We start from the raw sequence: 16,058 nt of genomic DNA, 5'->3' as shown, positions 1-16,058 counted from the left end.
CTTGCATGTGTTAGGCCTGCCGCCAGCGTTCAATCTGAGCCATGATCAAACTCTTCAATTTAAAAGTTTGATGCTCATGAATTAAACTTCGTAATGAATTACGTGTTCACTCTTGAGACTTGGTATTCATTTTTCGTCCTAGGACGTTAAGAATCCGTATCTTCGAGTGCCCACACAGATTGTCTGATAAATTGTTAAAGAGCAGTGCCGCTTCGCTTTTTCTCAGCGGCGCGGGGTGTGCATATTACGCTTTCCCGCTTCAGAGTCAAGCGTTTATTTTCGCTTTTCTCCGTGAGGTTCTGGTCTGAACCCCGCTGACCCGGCGGCCTGTGTGCCGTTGTTCCGTGTCAGTGGTGGCGCATTATAGGGAGTTATTTCTGCCTGACAAGAGGAAATTTAAAATAATTTTTCAAGTGCCTGGTATTTACCCAAAACGCCATTAAACCGCCAGTTTTTCGAGCGTTTCAAAGCCATAACGCTGTAAAACGGGTAATAATTGTTCAGCTCCTGGCGTCATTGCCATGCAATAAGCAATATTGGCATCGGTTGATTTCGCATCCGGCGCTTCATGTTCCAACAGCCAGGCTGTACGACGCGCTATCGCCGCGCCGGAATCCACTAACCGCGTCCCTTCGGGCAGGACTTGCAAAAGCTCGTCCCGTAATAGAGGGAAATGCGTACACCCCAGAACAACCGTGTCAGGCGGCTCCGGCATTCGTAGCCATGGACGTAATATGCGGCGCAGTTCTTCCAGCGATACCGAATCGCCATGTAATTTAGCTTCCGCCAGTTCCACCAGTTCTGCCGACCCCAACATCGCTATCTGACATTCATTGGCGAAGCGCGCAATCAGCTCGTGAGTATAAGGACGTTTGACCGTGGCTCTCGTCGCCAGTAGCCCGACGACGCCATTTGCGGTCAGCCGCGCCGCTGGTTTAATCGCAGGCACAACGCCCACTACCGGGAAGGCAAACTTTTCACGTAATGCGGGAAGTGAGACCGTACTGGCGGTATTACAGGCAATCACCGCCAGTGAAAGGGGATAGCGCTGCTGTACCGCAGTCACAATCTCGACAACGCGCTCGACGATAAACGTTTCGCTCTTTTCCCCGTAGGGGAAAGCCACGTTATCGAAAGCATATATATAGTGGAGATCCGGCAGGAGCCGCCGAATCTCATCATAGACCGACAATCCACCGACGCCGGAATCAAATACCAGCACGGTGGGACGTGGTTCAGAAGGTGTAGCTGCCAGACAAGGTGTATTCTCGTCCTGCAGTTTGGTAGCCATAAACTGTCTCGTAATCTTTGTCGAACAGGTTGGCTATTTTACCACGAACTGTCAGATGTGAGGTGACCGGATATGCAACCGTAAGATCCCATAAACTGACGCCGCCCATTTTTACCGTCCGGTATGGGTAAGCGGAGTAATCCGAATCATAGCGGGAACCAAGGTATTGATATGTCACCCCCCAGTCAAAATCGTAAACGTCCCAGTCAAGTTGATATTTTGCCATCTGTTTGGAACGCCGGGGTAATGGCGTATCGGTAATCGCATTACGCGCATCAACGTAATCGTAACTGACCGTATGCGTTAACGGTCCGGTATCGAAATTCGCCGTCGCCTCAATACCTTTAATGCGCGCCTTACCTTCGTTGTAATATTTTTGCAGATGATCGTCATAATCGATCATGTCATTAATATCGTTACGATAACCTGAAATACGCCAGCTGACGCCAGCGGTTAGCCCTTCAAATGCGCCTTCCCACTGTTTACTCTTTTCAGGATTCAGGTTCGGATTACCGTAATAACCATACAGTTGGCCTAAATTAGGCGCTTTGTAGGAGGTTCCGTAGGAAGCAATAAAGCGATAACCTTCTATAAACTCCCATCCCGCACTGGTTTGCCATGTACCGTGACGACCAAACTGGGAGTTGTCATCACTGCGCGCCGCCGCTTCCAGAGTGAAGTCACCCAATTGTTGTAATCCTGTCAGGTAAACCCCGGTATTACGCTGGTCATATCCCTCGGGCACATAGCCGGTACCTGGCGTGGTAGTCTGTTTCTGCCAGTCTACGCCCGCCCCAACATTACCGTGCCCCACGACCACACTGTTGGTCCATTGAACATTGTACTGTTTCATCTCATCCAGCGTGGCGGAGGTATCATACCGGCCATAGTGCGGATCATAGTTGTAATCTTTACTGTGGCTATAGCTTGAAACCAGCTGAGACTGAATACGTTCGCCATTAAAGCGCAGCCCGGCATCCCAGCTTTGGCTATAAAGTTTGCGTGTATCAATCAGCGGCGAGCCCGGCGAGTAATAGGCGTCGTAATCGGTACGGTTATCGTAGCCATAACCACGCACGAATCCGCTCCAGCGATCAGAAAAGGTATGCTCTAACGCGCCATAAAGCGTTTTACTCAAAAAGCCGTCCCGGTCAGGCTGCGCCTGCATCCCGGTACCGCCTTTCGCTACCACGTCAAACCCTTTGGTGTATTCGTAATCGCCGATCAACGTCGCCCGCGTGTTTTCGCCAAGTTGCTGTTGCGTCGAGAGGTCGTAATTCTGGTAGCTATTGCTTCCCCATCCAGCGGTTAATGTTGTGCCTGGGTTATCGCGCGTCGTAATGATATTCACTACGCCGCCGATAGCATCAGAACCATAAATAGCGGAGCGCGGACCGCGAATATATTCAATGCGCTGTACCAGCGACACCGGGAACTGGCTGAGATCGGCGGACCCGCTCACGCCTGCTAAATTCAGACGCACGCCGTCAATCAATACCAGTACATGGCTGGAGTTGGTGCCGCGAATGAAAATGGAGGAGTTTTGTCCGGCGCCGCCGCTCTGCGCAATATCGACGCCAGGCAAACGGCGCAGAACATCATTTACGGAGCTCGATTGCCAGCGTTCAATATCCTGACGCGTCACGATGGTAACGGGCGCCAGAACCGCGCTGCGCGGCTGCTGAAAACGGTTGGCGGTAACAACCAGGGTATCCGGGCTAGTGTCCTGCGCCCAAGCGGAAAAGGCCGTGACGGAGAACGCCGTCAGCAGCGTAGCTTTTTTAATCATTGTAAAGCATCCACAATATAAGAAGGATGCCGCAGGCTTCATCGATAGTACGCGATGATGAAAAACCAGATGCGACGTTAACCGGCAGGTCTTCGGGCTTGGAGGGTTATCCGTTGGCTGGATAGCAGAAATGATGACTTCCCGCCGGAGGCAGTGTCTGCTTACGCTCTCATCTCACCTTTCCTTACCGCTGCGCGTCAGCTCCAGATTTTCACTGGATTCCCTATTAACTCACAGGACCGGCCCACGGATGCTACCGTCTGTCACAACACCCTGTCCAGACCGCGCATCACAAATCAGAAATCATCAATAGCTGGACATCCACTGAGCAATCCCTACAATCCCCGCGTACTTTTATTATTCAGGATGCGATATGACCCCCGAACATCTTCCGACAGAACAGTATGAGGCGCAGCTGGCCGAAAAAGTGGCGCGCTTGCAGAGTATGATGGCGCCGTTTTCTGGCCTGGTTCCGGAAGTATTTCGCTCGCCGGTCAGTCACTATCGTATGCGTGCGGAATTTCGCCTGTGGCATGACGGCGATGACCTGTACCACATTATGTTTGATCAGCAGACCAAAAGCCGGATTCGCGTTGACACCTTCCCGGCGGCCAGCCAACTGATTAATACCTTAATGAAGGCGATGATTGCCGGCGTGCGCGATAATCATGCACTGCGGCATAAGCTGTTCCAGATCGATTATCTCACGACCTTGAGCAACCAGGCGGTAGTGTCGTTGCTGTACCATAAGAAGCTGGACGAAGAGTGGCGTGAAGCCGCCACTGCGTTACGCGATGCTTTACGCGCGCAAGGACTGAACGTACACCTGATTGGCCGGGCTACTAAAACCAAAATCGAATTGGATCAGGATTATATTGATGAGCGTCTGCCTGTGGCAGGTAAAGAGATGATCTACCGCCAGGTCGAAAACAGCTTTACGCAGCCAAACGCCGCCATGAATATTCAGATGTTAGAGTGGGCGCTGGAGGTGACGAAAGACTCAAAAGGCGATCTGCTTGAGTTGTATTGCGGCAACGGCAATTTTTCTTTAGCGCTGGCGCGCAATTTTGACCGCGTGCTGGCAACCGAAATCGCCAAACCGTCCGTCGCTGCCGCACAGTACAATATTGCCGCTAATCATATTGATAATGTGCAAATTATTCGCATGGCGGCGGAAGAGTTTACCCAGGCGATGAATGGCGTTCGTGAGTTTAACCGCCTGCAGGGGATCGACCTGAAGCGCTATCAGTGCGAAACCATTTTTGTCGATCCGCCGCGCAGCGGTCTGGACAGCGAAACGGAAAAAATGGTGCAGGCTTATCCACGTATTCTGTACATTTCCTGCAATCCGGAAACGTTGTGCAAAAACCTGGAAACGTTAAGCCAGACGCACACGGTGTCTCGCCTGGCGCTATTCGATCAGTTCCCGTATACGCATCATATGGAATGCGGGGTATTACTCACCGCAAGGTAAAATGTACGTCGGATGGCCGGTTATACCGCCATCCGGCATTCGCACACTATTCCGCGGTGTCCTGCTTGCGGTTACGCAGTTTAAAGCCAATCCAGAATACCAGAATCACCGACAGCACCGCCGGGAAGAAATTAGAGCCAATATCCGGATATTCTGCACGCACGACGGTGCTATACAGTAAAACGCCAAGAATGAAACAGGCGGCGGCCAACCCCGGCAAACCTACCGGCATAGTACGATTTTGGTAGCGCTGATGCAGACAATATACCGTCAGCACCAGCGAGATAACCGGGAATACGGAGAACGGCACAATAGCGCTAAACAGCGCCGCGAATGTGCCGTTAATCGATAAGCCAGCGATGAGCGCCAGCAACAGCGTACCTTTATCTTGACCTGACTGTTTCATTACTCGTCCTTCACGTTATTCGGAATGATGTGCTATTTTCTCTTGCTCACGGCGATACCAGTAATACGCCCCTTTCGCAATCATGCGCAGTTGCAATACCAGCCGCTCTTCTAATTGCCGACGCTGTTCAGCGCCGATGTCCAACGCCTCTGCGCCCGCGCTAAAGACAATAGTCACCATCGCTTCGGCCTGGGCTTCAGTAAACGCGCGCGGCATATGGTTTTCGAGTTCCAGATAGTCGGCAAGTTCCGCAATAAAATGCTGAATCTCCCTCGCGACGGCGGCACGAAACGCCGCTGAAGTGCCGGAACGCTCGCGCAACAACAGACGGAAGGCGTTGGGGTTGTTGCCGATAAACTCCATAAATGTGGAGACCGACGTGCGAATGACGCTGCCGCCTTTCGCGATGCGCTGTCGCGCCTGACGCATCAACTGACGCAGCATCAGACCGCTTTCATCCACCATCGTCAGACCGAGTTCATCGACATCGCGAAAATGACGGTAAAACGACGTTGGCGCAATGCCCGCTTCACGCGCCACCTCACGCAAACTCAGGCTGGCGAAACTCCGCTCAGCACTCAGTTGGCTGAATGCGGCTTCCACCAGCGAACGCCGGGTTTTTTCTTTTTGTTGCGCTCTAACACCCATCACAATGTCTGAATCCTTCCATATGCCTTATTCGGCACTATACCAGAGAATAAAAGTAACGGGTTCACACTGGATTGTGAATGATTGTTTACAGACAGTTTGTGCTCCGGCTTCGCAAAAAAGCACAACGATAATTGGGTTAAAGCTGGGCAAATGTTATCATCGTGTTTATTTTATGTATAAAAACAGGTGAGTAATACCATGCCACATTCCTGGGATTATGATGCAGTCGTCATAGGGTCAGGCCCCGGCGGTGAAGGCGCTGCAATGGGTCTGGTTAAGCAAGGAGCACGCGTCGCGGTGATTGAGCGTTATCATAACGTTGGCGGCGGATGTACCCACTGGGGCACCATCCCATCCAAAGCCCTTCGCCACGCCGTCAGCCGCATTATTGAATTTAATCAAAACCCGCTCTATAGCGACCACTCCCGTCTCCTTCGATCTTCTTTCGCCGATATCCTTAATCATGCCGATAACGTGATTAATCAACAAACGCGTATGCGTCAGGGGTTTTATGAGCGTAACCACTGTGAAATCTTGCAGGGCAACGCCCATTTTATTGACGAACATACCCTGGCGCTGGAATGCCATGACGGCACGGTTGAAACCCTGACGGCAGAAAAATTTGTTATTGCCTGTGGTTCGCGTCCTTACCATCCCAATGATGTGGATTTCTCGCATCCGCGCATTTATGACAGCGACTCAATCCTGAGTCTCCACCATGAACCGCGCCACGTTATTATTTACGGCGCCGGCGTTATCGGCTGCGAATATGCGTCCATCTTCCGCGGTATGGATGTGAAAGTGGATCTAATCAACACCCGCGATCGCCTGCTGGCCTTTCTCGATCAGGAGATGTCCGACTCTCTCTCTTACCATTTCTGGAATAGCGGCGTGGTTATTCGCCACAATGAAGAGTATGAGAAAATCGAAGGCTGCGATGATGGCGTCATCATGCACCTGAAATCCGGTAAAAAACTGAAGGCTGACTGCCTGCTCTATGCTAATGGCCGTACCGGTAACACCGATTCGCTGGCGCTGGAGAATATTGGTCTGGAAACAGACAGCCGTGGACAGCTCAAAGTCAACAGTATGTACCAGACCGCCCTGCCGCACGTCTATGCGGTGGGCGACGTGATTGGCTATCCCAGTCTGGCCTCCGCCGCCTACGATCAGGGACGTATTGCAGCGCAGGCGCTGGTGAAAGGCGAAGCGACCGCACATCTTATCGAAGATATCCCCACCGGGATTTATACCATTCCGGAAATCAGTTCTGTCGGCAAAACCGAGCAGCAGTTAACGGCAATGAAAGTGCCTTACGAAGTGGGCCGCGCGCAGTTTAAGCATCTGGCGCGAGCGCAAATCGTCGGCATGAACGTCGGCACGCTAAAAATTCTCTTCCACCGCGAAACCAAAGAAATTCTGGGGATTCACTGCTTTGGCGAACGCGCCGCCGAAATTATTCATATCGGCCAGGCGATCATGGAGCAGAAAGGTGGCGGTAACACCATCGAATACTTCGTTAACACCACCTTTAACTACCCAACCATGGCGGAAGCTTATCGGGTTGCGGCGTTGAACGGCTTAAACCGCCTGTTTTAACGCCTTGTCGAAATGGCCATCCATTGCGCCACGGATGGCCTCTGCCAGTTGCTCATAACGGCTACGCAGCGGCGATCCCGGGCGATAAACCAGCCCTACGGTACGACGCGGCTCCGGCTTAATGCATGGCAGATAAACCACGCCGTCGCGCTTACGCTCCTGCGGTACGGCCAGCGCGGGGAGTAGTGTAATACCACTGCCCGCCGCCACCATGTTGCGCAGCGTTTCCAGACTGGTCGCCCGGAAATGGGTATCTTCATCCGCTCCCGCTTCAAAACAGAACCCCATCGCCTGATCGCGCAGACAGTGGCCATCTTCCAGCATCAGCAATTTCTCGCCCGCCAGGTCGGACATCGGCACGCGATCGCGATTCGCCCACGGATGATCCTCATAAATAGCCAGCATCATGGGCTCATCAAACAGCGGCACTTCGATAAACGCCTCGCTCTCTTTCACCAGCGCCAGAATAGCGCAGTCAAGCTTGCCGCTATCGAGTTGCGCTAACAACTGATGCGTTTGCGCCTCATGCAGATACATTTCCAGCTTCGGGAAAGTCTGGTGCAACATTGGAATGATAAGCGGCAGCAAATAGGGACCAATCGTTGGGATTAAACCAATATGTAGCGGGCCGGACATCGTCTCGCCTTGTTGGCTTGCCATCTCCTTGAGCACCTTGACCTCACGCAGTACGGTACGCGCCTGATCCACCAGCAGTAAGCCCGCCTGGGTAAACAGCACCTTACGGCTCGTACGCTCCAGCAGCATAACGCCCAGCTCATCTTCCAGCTTACGTATTTGCCCACTAAGGGTTGGCTGGCTGACGTGACAGGAGTCCGCCGCTCGCCGGAAATGGCGATGTTCGGCTAACGCCACCAGATATTCAAGATCACGAATATTCATTATTCATCCTCCGTCGCCACGATAGTTCATGGCGATAGGTAGCATAGCAACGAACGATTATCCCTATCAACCTTTCTGATTAATAATACATCACAGAACGGAGCGGTTTCTCGTTTAACCCTTGAAGACCCCGCCCGTTCAGAGGGTATCTCTCGAACCCGAAATAACTAAAGCCAACGTGAACTTTTGCGGACCTCTGGTCCGCTTTTTTTTGCGTAAAAAAGCCCGGCGTCGCTGATGCTCGGCCGGGCAGTATTACCTGATGGCGCTACGCTTATAAGGCCTACAACGCGAGGCGCGCCCTGGCATCGTCGATGGCCTGCGCCACCTGCTGCGGAGAAACGCCGCCTTTTGCCGCCCGTTTATCCAGACACGACTGCAAAGACAATATCGGATACACATCGTCGCCAATCACGCGGCTGAATTTCTGTAAATCGGCCAGCGGCAACGCTTCCAGCGGCTTACCCTGGCGAATGGCTTCTACCACCGCTTCGCCGACAATATGGTGCGCTTCGCGGAACGGCACGCCTTTCGCGACCAGGTAATCCGCCAGCTCCGTGGCGTTGGCATACCCCTGTTGCGCCGCGTCCTGACAACGTGGGCGTTTCACCTGAATACCGTCCAGCACCAACGCCGCCATATGCAGGCAGTCAAGCCAGGTATCGAGCGCATCGAACAGCCCTTCTTTGTCTTCCTGCATATCTTTGTTATACGCCAGCGGCAGACCTTTTAAGGTCATCATCATGCCGGTTAGCGCCCCTTGTACGCGACCGCACTTACCGCGAATCAGCTCCAGCGCGTCCGGGTTTTTCTTCTGCGGCATTAACGATGAACCGGAAGTCACGCGGTCAGAAAGCTCTACAAAGCCCGCTTCACCAGAATTAAAGAAAATCAGATCTTCCGCGAAGCGTGACAGATGCACCATGCCGATAGCCGCATCAGAAAGCAGTTCCAGTACGTGGTCACGATCGGACACGCTGTCCAGGCTGTTGCGGGTCGCAGACGTAAAGCCCAGCCAGCCTGCCAATTGTTCACGGTCAATTTCATAGGCCGTTCCCGCCAACGCGCCGCAACCTAGCGGACTCACGTCCAGACGTTTAAGCGTGTCCTGCAGGCGGCTTTCATCGCGCGCCAGCATTTCGACATACGCGAGACACCAGTGGGCGAAAGTCACCGGCTGCGCGCGTTGCAGATGGGTATATCCCGGCATTACCGCGTCCTGGTTCGCCTGCGCGGTTTCCACCAGCGCGCTCTGTAGCTGGCGGTTAGCGGTAAGCAGTTCCCTCACCGTCTCTTTGCACCACAGTTTCAGGTCCGTCGCCACCTGATCGTTACGGCTGCGTCCGGTGTGCAGCTTTTTACCCAACTGACCCACTTTGTCGATGAGCTTACCTTCCACCCAGCTATGGATATCTTCCGCATCGCTTTGCAGGATTTGCTGCGGATTCGCGCGAACCTCTTCCAGCAGCACGTTCAGCGCTTCTTCCAACTGTCGTTGCTCATCGGCAGTCAGTACGCCTACCGTGACCAATGCTTTGGACCAGGCCACAGAACCGACAATATCCTGCTCCGCCAGACGGTAATCGAAGCGCAACGAATCATTGAATTGTTTAAACCGCTGGTCTGCCGCCTGTGTAAAACGCCCACCCCAAAGTGCCATAATAGACTTCCTTAAATTCTTCGAATTTCACTGCCGGATGGCGCTACGCTTATCCGGCCTATAATTTCTGTTTACGCAGGCCCGATAAGGCGCAGCCGCCATCGGGCGAACAAATACTTAAGCCAGAATACGCGTGCCAATCGGCGTGCCGTTAAACAGTGCAGGCAATTGCTCCGCATGACGCCAGGAAGCGATATCCACCGGGCGACCCAGCGCCCGCGCAGCATCGAGAGCCGCATTCACTTTCACAATCATCCCGTCGGTAATAATGCCCTGGTCGATAAGCTGCTCGGCTTTGGACGCCGTCATTTCGGCGATACGCTGGCCTTTGCCGTCCAGAATACCGCTCACGTCGGAAAGCAGGATCAGACCGGCCCCCAGCGTCGCCGCCAGCGCGGTTGCCGCCTGATCGGCGTTGACGTTCATCAGTTGGCCGTCGTCTGTTACGCCAATGGAGCTGACCACCGGCAGAAAGCCGTTTTCCAGCAGCATGTTAATCAGCTTCGGCGACCCCGGCTGCGCCAGCCCGACGTGGCCTAACGCTTCATCGAGTTGGGTCACGTTTACGCTGTCGCCATCGCCCAGAAACAGACCAACAGAGGCGATATGGTGTTTCTTCGCCCAGGCCAGCAGAGTTTTGTTAGCGGTTCCCGCCAGCGCGCCGGTAATGATGCCAATCTGATCGGCAGGCGTCACGCGCAGGCCGTCTTTCTTTTTCACTGGCAAATTCAGCCCTTTCATCAGCTCATCCACCACGCAACCGCCGCCGTGAACAATCACCAGCGGACGCTGATGGGACTCACGATAGTTGACCAGCGCGGTAAAAAGACGTTCCAGAGCCTCTTCGCTATCCAGTAATACGCCACCCAGCTTGATAATTAATGGATTCATCATTTCACCCTTAAATAAGAGACTGCGTTTCAACGAAGCCAAAACGAATATTAGCGCACTGCACCGCCTGCGCCGCTGCGCCTTTCAACAAGTTATCTTCGGTTGCCACCACAATCAGATGTTCGCCCTGGACGGCAAAACCAATATCGCAGAACGGCAGCCCGACGACGTTCTTTAACGCCGGAACGCCTTTGTCATACAGGCGCACCAGCGGTTTGTCGCCATAGGCTTTTTGCAACACGTCGGCGACCTGCGCATGGGTTACTCCCGCTTTCAGGCGGCAGGTAATGGTTTCCAGAATCCCGCGCGGGAAATTCCCCAGATGCGGGGTGAAGATGACCTCCGCGCCCAGATGGGCGGTGATTTCCGGCTGATGACGATGCGTAAACACGCCATACGGTTGCAAACTCACTTCACAGAAACTGTTCGATATTGCCGCTTTGCGCCCCGCGCCGCTCACTCCGCTGGTGGCATTAATTACCGGCCACTGCGTCAGATCCAGAAGCCCGCCGTCAATCAGCGGTTTTAGCGACAACTGCGCTGCGGTTGGATAGCAACCAGGAACCGCAATCAGATTCGCCGTGTTCAGTTTATCGGCATTCCACTCCGCCAGACCGTACACCGCCTGCTCCAGCAGCTCAGGATACTGATGAGTAAATCCGTAGTACTTTTCATAGAAGGCGCGATCGTTTACCCGAAACGCGCCGGAAAGATCGAATACGACGCATCCGGCCTGTAAAAACTGCGGCGCCAGATCGTGGCTCACTTCATGCGCTGTCGCCAGGAACACCACATCAACATCTGCGCTAAAGTCACGTACATCCGACATCGGTTGCAATGGCAGGTCGACAATCCCTTTTAACTGCGGATGTAAATCAGAAATTAACTTTCCTGCATCATTGCTTTGCGCTGAGACGGTCAAAGCGGTTATGGTCATATGTGGGTGGCGATTTACGTAGCTTACAAGCTCTGCGCCCGCATAACCGCTAGCGCCTACAATCAGCGTATTCAACATCGGGTTCCTTTATGCTCAACGTTAATGTATTTTTATTCATAATTAATGCATGAATATTGATACTATCATGACCTGAGGTGTGTCAACAATGAAAAACGTTTTACCGCCATTTATCGAGATTTACCGCGCTCTGATTGCCACACCGTCGATAAGCGCAACCGAAGAATCCCTGGATCAAAGTAATGCGTCTTTAATCACTTTGCTTGCAGGCTGGTTCAGCGATCTTGGTTTCAACGTAGAGGTTCAACCGGTTCCAGGAACGCGAAACAAATTTAATATGCTCGCCAGCACCGGACATGGCGCGGGCGGTTTGCTGCTGACCGGCCATACCGACACGGTTCCCTTTGATGACGGACGCTGGACGCGCGACCCGTTCACGCTGACCGAGCACGACAATAAGCTCTATGGTCTGGGCACTGCGGATATGAAAGGCTTCTTCGCTTTTATTCTGGACGCGCTACGGGACGTTGACGTCACAAAGTTGAAAAAGCCGCTCTACATTCTGGCGACCGCCGATGAAGAGACCAGCATGGCGGGGGCGCGTTATTTTTCCGAAACCACGGCATTACGTCCGGACTGCGCGATCATTGGCGAACCGACGTCGTTGCAACCGATACGCGCGCACAAAGGGCATATCTCTAATGTCGTTCGCGTCCTGGGGCAGTCCGGTCATTCCAGCGACCCGGCGCGTGGGGTTAACGCCATTGAACTGATGCACGATGCGATTGGCCATATCATGCAACTGCGTGACTCGCTGAAAGCGCGGTATCACTACGAGGCGTTTACCGTTCCGTATCCAACGCTGAATCTGGGCCATATCCACGGCGGCGATGCCTCAAACCGTATCTGCGCCTGCTGCGAATTGCATATGGATATTCGTCCACTGCCGGGCATGACGTTAAACGACCTTAATGGACTGCTTAACGACGCGCTGGCCCCGGTAAGCGAACGCTGGCCGGGCCGCCTGACGGTGGCGGAATTACATCCGCCGATTCCAGGTTACGAGTGTCCACCGGACCACCAACTGGTTGAAGTAGTAGAAAAACTGTTGGGAACAAAAACCGACGTGGTGAACTACTGTACTGAAGCGCCGTTTATGCAGACATTATGCCCAACGCTGGTGCTTGGTCCGGGCTCAATTAATCAGGCGCATCAGCCGGATGAATATCTCGAAACGCGTTTTATTAAGCCAACCCGGGAATTGATTACCCAGGTAGTACACCATTTTTGCTGGCATTAATGCATATTGCCCGGTGACACGATGTTTACCGGGCCTCCCCCGTCTTGTAGGCCGGATAAGCGCAGCGCCATCCGGCATCTCTACGCCACATGTTCATAAGCATTTCTTATTTGGCACGATGCGAATTAACTTTAATAAATTACCGCCATTTTTTCGTTTGCTGAACCGATTTCGCAGTAATTGACGCCACGGGTTTTACGTGGCTTTATAAAGATGAGAAGTGATGTGAAAAAGCTTGGTCCGAAAGATTTCGCGTTGCGGCAAGACGGCAAACGAGCACATCCCAGGGAGCTTACATAAGTAAGTGACCTGGGTGGGAGAGCGCAGCCAACGCCGCCGCAGCGTGAAAGATGCAGGACAATTACAACAGAGATGGGGTGTCTGGGATCATATGAACGAACAATATTCCGCGTTGCGTAGTAATGTCAGTATGCTCGGCAAGGTGCTGGGAGAAACCATCAAGGATGCGCTGGGAGAACACATTCTTGATCGCGTAGAAACAATCCGTAAGCTATCCAAATCTTCACGCGCCGGCAATGAAGCTAATCGCCAGGAGCTGCTCACCACGCTACAAAACTTGTCTAATGACGAGCTGCTGCCAGTTGCGCGCGCGTTTAGTCAGTTCCTGAACCTGGCCAATACTGCCGAGCAATACCACAGCATTTCGCCAAAAGGCGAAGCCGCCAGCAACCCGGAAGTGATTGCCCGCACTCTGCGCAAACTGAAAAACCAACCGGACCTCAACGACGCAACCATCAAAAAAGCGGTAGAGTCGCTGTCTTTGGAGTTGGTGCTAACCGCCCACCCGACAGAAATTACCCGCCGTACGCTTATTCACAAGATGGGTGAAATCAATAACTGTCTGAAACAGCTTGATAATACCGATATCGCCGACTACGAACGCCACCAGGTGATGCGTCGCCTGCGCCAGTTGATTGCCCAATCCTGGCATACGGATGAGATCCGCAAGCAGCGCCCAAGCCCGGTGGATGAAGCCAAATGGGGCTTCGCCGTGGTTGAGAACAGCCTGTGGCAGGGCGTACCTAACTATCTGCGTGAACTGAACGAACAGCTGGAAGAAAATCTCGGCTACAAATTGCCGGTGGATTTTGTGCCGGTACGTTTTACCTCCTGGATGGGCGGCGACCGTGACGGCAACCCGAACGTGACGGCGGATATCACCCGCCACGTGCTCTTGTTAAGCCGCTGGAAAGCCACCGATCTGTTCCTGAAAGACATTCATGTTCTGGTATCAGAACTGTCGATGGTCGACGCCACGCCGGAGCTGCTGGCGTTAGTGGGCGAAGAAGGCGCGTCTGAACCGTATCGCTATCTGATGAAAAAATTGCGCGCCCGTCTGATGGCGACCCAGTCCTGGCTGGAAGCGCGTCTGAAAGGCGAGAAGCTGCCCAAACCGGCTGGCCTGCTGACGCAAAACGAGCAGCTCTGGGAACCTCTGTACGCCTGCTACCAGTCGTTACAGGCCTGCGGCATGGGCATTATCGCCAACGGCGAGTTACTCGACACGCTCCGCCGCGTGAAGTGTTTCGGCGTACCGCTGGTGCGTATTGATATCCGTCAGGAGAGCACCCGCCATACCGAAGCGCTGGGCGAAATTACCCGCTACCTTGGTATTGGCGACTACGAAAGCTGGTCGGAAGCCGACAAGCAGGCCTTCCTGATCCGCGAACTGAACTCCAAACGTCCGCTGCTGCCGCGTAACTGGGAGCCGAGCAACGATACCCGCGAAGTGCTTGAAACCTGCAAGGTTATTGCCGAAGCGCCAAAAGGGTCGATCGCCGCCTACGTAATTTCAATGGCGAAAACGCCGTCTGATGTGCTGGCTGTGCATCTGCTGCTGAAAGAGGCAGGTATCGGCTTTGCCATGCCGGTCGCGCCGCTGTTCGAAACCCTCGACGACCTGAACAATGCCGACGACGTGATGACCCAGTTGTTGAATATCGACTGGTATCGCGGGCTGATTCAGGGTAAGCAGATGGTCATGATCGGCTACTCCGACTCGGCAAAAGACGCCGGCGTTATGGCCGCGTCATGGGCGCAGTATCAGGCGCAGGACGCCCTGATCAAAACTTGTGAAAAAGCTGGCATTGAGCTCACCCTCTTCCATGGCCGCGGCGGCTCTATTGGCCGTGGCGGCGCGCCAGCCCACGCGGCGCTGCTTTCGCAACCGCCAGGCAGTCTGAAAGGCGGTCTGCGCGTGACCGAGCAGGGCGAGATGATCCGCTTCAAATACGGCCTGCCGGAAGTCACCGTCAGCAGCCTGTCGCTCTACACCAGCGCAATTCTGGAAGCAAACCTGCTGCCGCCGCCGGAACCGAAAGACAGCTGGCGTCATATTATGGATGAGCTTTCCGTCATCTCCTGTGAAACCTACCGCGGCTACGTGCGCGAAAATAAAGACTTTGTACCGTACTTCCGCTCCGCGACGCCGGAGCAAGAGCTGGGCAAATTGCCGCTCGGCTCACGTCCGGCGAAACGTCGTCCAACTGGCGGCGTCGAATCGCTGCGCGCGATTCCGTGGATCTTCGCCTGGACGCAAAACCGCCTGATGCTGCCAGCCTGGCTGGGCGCGGGTACTGCGCTGCAAAAAGTGGTGGAAGACGGTAAACAAAGCGAACTGGAAGCCATGTGCCGCGACTGGCCGTTCTTCTCCACGCGTCTTGGGATGCTGGAAATGGTATTCTCGAAAGCCGACCTGTGGCTGGCCGACTATTACGATCAGCGTCTGGTGGCGAAAACGCTATGGCCGCTGGGCAAAGAGCTACGAGACCTGCTGGAAGAAGACATTAAAGTGGTGCTGGCGATTGCCAACGATTCGCACCTGATGGCCGACTTACCGTGGATTGCGGAGTCCATTCAGTTAAGAAACGTTTATACCGATCCATTAAACGTGTTGCAGGCCGAGTTGCTGTATCGTTCCCGTCTGACTGAAGAGCAGGGCAAATCGCCCGATCCTCGCGTCGAACAGGCGTTGATGGTCACGATTGCGGGCGTCGCCGCCGGTATGCGCAACACCGGCTAACGCCAAAAGAAAGCCGCCCTCACGCAGTTATGTGGGGGCGGCATGAAATACTGCTGTCATCCTCGTCATTTTTTCAATATATTCCTGTCTGCATTTTAT

12 protein-coding genes and 1 riboswitch are annotated in these 16,058 nt (G+C 53.7%); of the genes, 4 read left to right on the top strand and 8 right to left on the bottom strand.

The annotated features are described in order from the left end of the window. Positions 1–439: 439 nt before the first annotated feature. Positions 440–1,291, bottom strand: coding sequence for a glutamate racemase (murI, locus tag ACLJZ5_RS19575; RefSeq protein ID WP_000201804.1), 852 nt, complete (start codon positions 1,289–1,291; stop codon positions 440–442). Continuing rightward, on the bottom strand, positions 1,236–3,080 hold the full coding sequence (btuB, locus tag ACLJZ5_RS19570) for a TonB-dependent vitamin B12 receptor BtuB (protein ID WP_024797955.1): 1,845 nt from the start codon (positions 3,078–3,080) through the stop codon (positions 1,236–1,238). Before btuB ends, murI begins: the two co-directional genes overlap by 56 nt. Positions 3,081–3,145: 65 nt before the next feature. Continuing rightward, a riboswitch (cobalamin riboswitch) is annotated at positions 3,146–3,339 on the bottom strand. Between the two features lie 114 nt (positions 3,340–3,453). Between btuB and trmA the strand changes: the two genes are divergently transcribed. Continuing rightward, the gene (gene trmA, locus ACLJZ5_RS19565) at positions 3,454–4,554 is read left to right on the top strand and encodes a tRNA (uridine(54)-C5)-methyltransferase TrmA (RefSeq protein ID WP_000186979.1); all 1,101 of its coding nucleotides are present in this window, start codon (positions 3,454–3,456) and stop codon (positions 4,552–4,554) included. A 46-nt stretch (positions 4,555–4,600) separates the two neighbouring features. Here the strand turns inward: trmA and ACLJZ5_RS19560 are convergent, their stop codons facing one another. Further along, on the bottom strand, positions 4,601–4,960 hold the full coding sequence (locus ACLJZ5_RS19560; protein ID WP_000813838.1) for a YijD family membrane protein: 360 nt from the start codon (positions 4,958–4,960) through the stop codon (positions 4,601–4,603). Positions 4,961–4,975: 15 nt separating this feature from the next. Continuing rightward, entirely contained in the window at positions 4,976–5,611 is a 636-nt protein-coding gene (fabR, locus tag ACLJZ5_RS19555; RefSeq protein ID WP_000971958.1) for an HTH-type transcriptional repressor FabR, read from the bottom strand. A 198-nt stretch (positions 5,612–5,809) separates the two neighbouring features. On the opposite strand from fabR, the gene sthA reads away from it, so the two are divergent. Then, positions 5,810–7,210 (top strand): Si-specific NAD(P)(+) transhydrogenase, encoded by a 1,401-nt coding sequence (sthA, locus tag ACLJZ5_RS19550; protein WP_001120789.1) that lies wholly within the window; start codon positions 5,810–5,812, stop codon positions 7,208–7,210. Here the strand turns inward: sthA and oxyR are convergent. The 4 genes from oxyR to argC form a co-directional block, all read right to left on the bottom strand. After that, a complete protein-coding gene (gene oxyR, locus ACLJZ5_RS19545; RefSeq protein ID WP_001025919.1) occupies positions 7,193–8,110 on the bottom strand; it encodes a DNA-binding transcriptional regulator OxyR in 918 nt (305 codons plus the stop codon). The genes sthA and oxyR overlap by 18 nt on opposite strands. A 283-nt stretch (positions 8,111–8,393) precedes the next feature. Then, a complete protein-coding gene (gene argH / locus ACLJZ5_RS19540) occupies positions 8,394–9,770 on the bottom strand; it encodes an argininosuccinate lyase (protein WP_001230054.1) in 1,377 nt (458 codons plus the stop codon). Between the two features lie 117 nt (positions 9,771–9,887). After that, positions 9,888–10,664, bottom strand: coding sequence for an acetylglutamate kinase (argB, locus tag ACLJZ5_RS19535; protein ID WP_116526414.1), 777 nt, complete (start codon positions 10,662–10,664; stop codon positions 9,888–9,890). Positions 10,665–10,671: 7 nt separating this feature from the next. Beyond that, the gene (gene argC, locus ACLJZ5_RS19530) at positions 10,672–11,676 is read right to left on the bottom strand and encodes an N-acetyl-gamma-glutamyl-phosphate reductase (protein WP_024797953.1); all 1,005 of its coding nucleotides are present in this window, start codon (positions 11,674–11,676) and stop codon (positions 10,672–10,674) included. 88 nt (positions 11,677–11,764) lie between these two features. Here argC and argE point away from each other — a divergent pair, with 88 nt between their 5' ends. Together argE and ppc are read left to right on the top strand one after the other, a co-directional pair. Continuing rightward, positions 11,765–12,916, top strand: coding sequence for an acetylornithine deacetylase (argE, locus tag ACLJZ5_RS19525; RefSeq protein WP_000800208.1), 1,152 nt, complete (start codon positions 11,765–11,767; stop codon positions 12,914–12,916). A gap of 391 nt (positions 12,917–13,307) precedes the next feature. Continuing rightward, positions 13,308–15,959 (top strand): phosphoenolpyruvate carboxylase, encoded by a 2,652-nt coding sequence (gene ppc / locus ACLJZ5_RS19520; RefSeq protein ID WP_001005548.1) that lies wholly within the window; start codon positions 13,308–13,310, stop codon positions 15,957–15,959. The last annotated feature ends 99 nt before the right edge of the window (positions 15,960–16,058 follow it).

Source organism: Salmonella sp. 5800 (genome assembly GCF_046558195.1).
Lineage (GTDB): Bacteria > Pseudomonadota > Gammaproteobacteria > Enterobacterales > Enterobacteriaceae > Salmonella > Salmonella enterica.
Note: the sequence above shows the minus strand (reverse complement) of the source record. Positions and strands in the feature narration are given on the sequence as shown.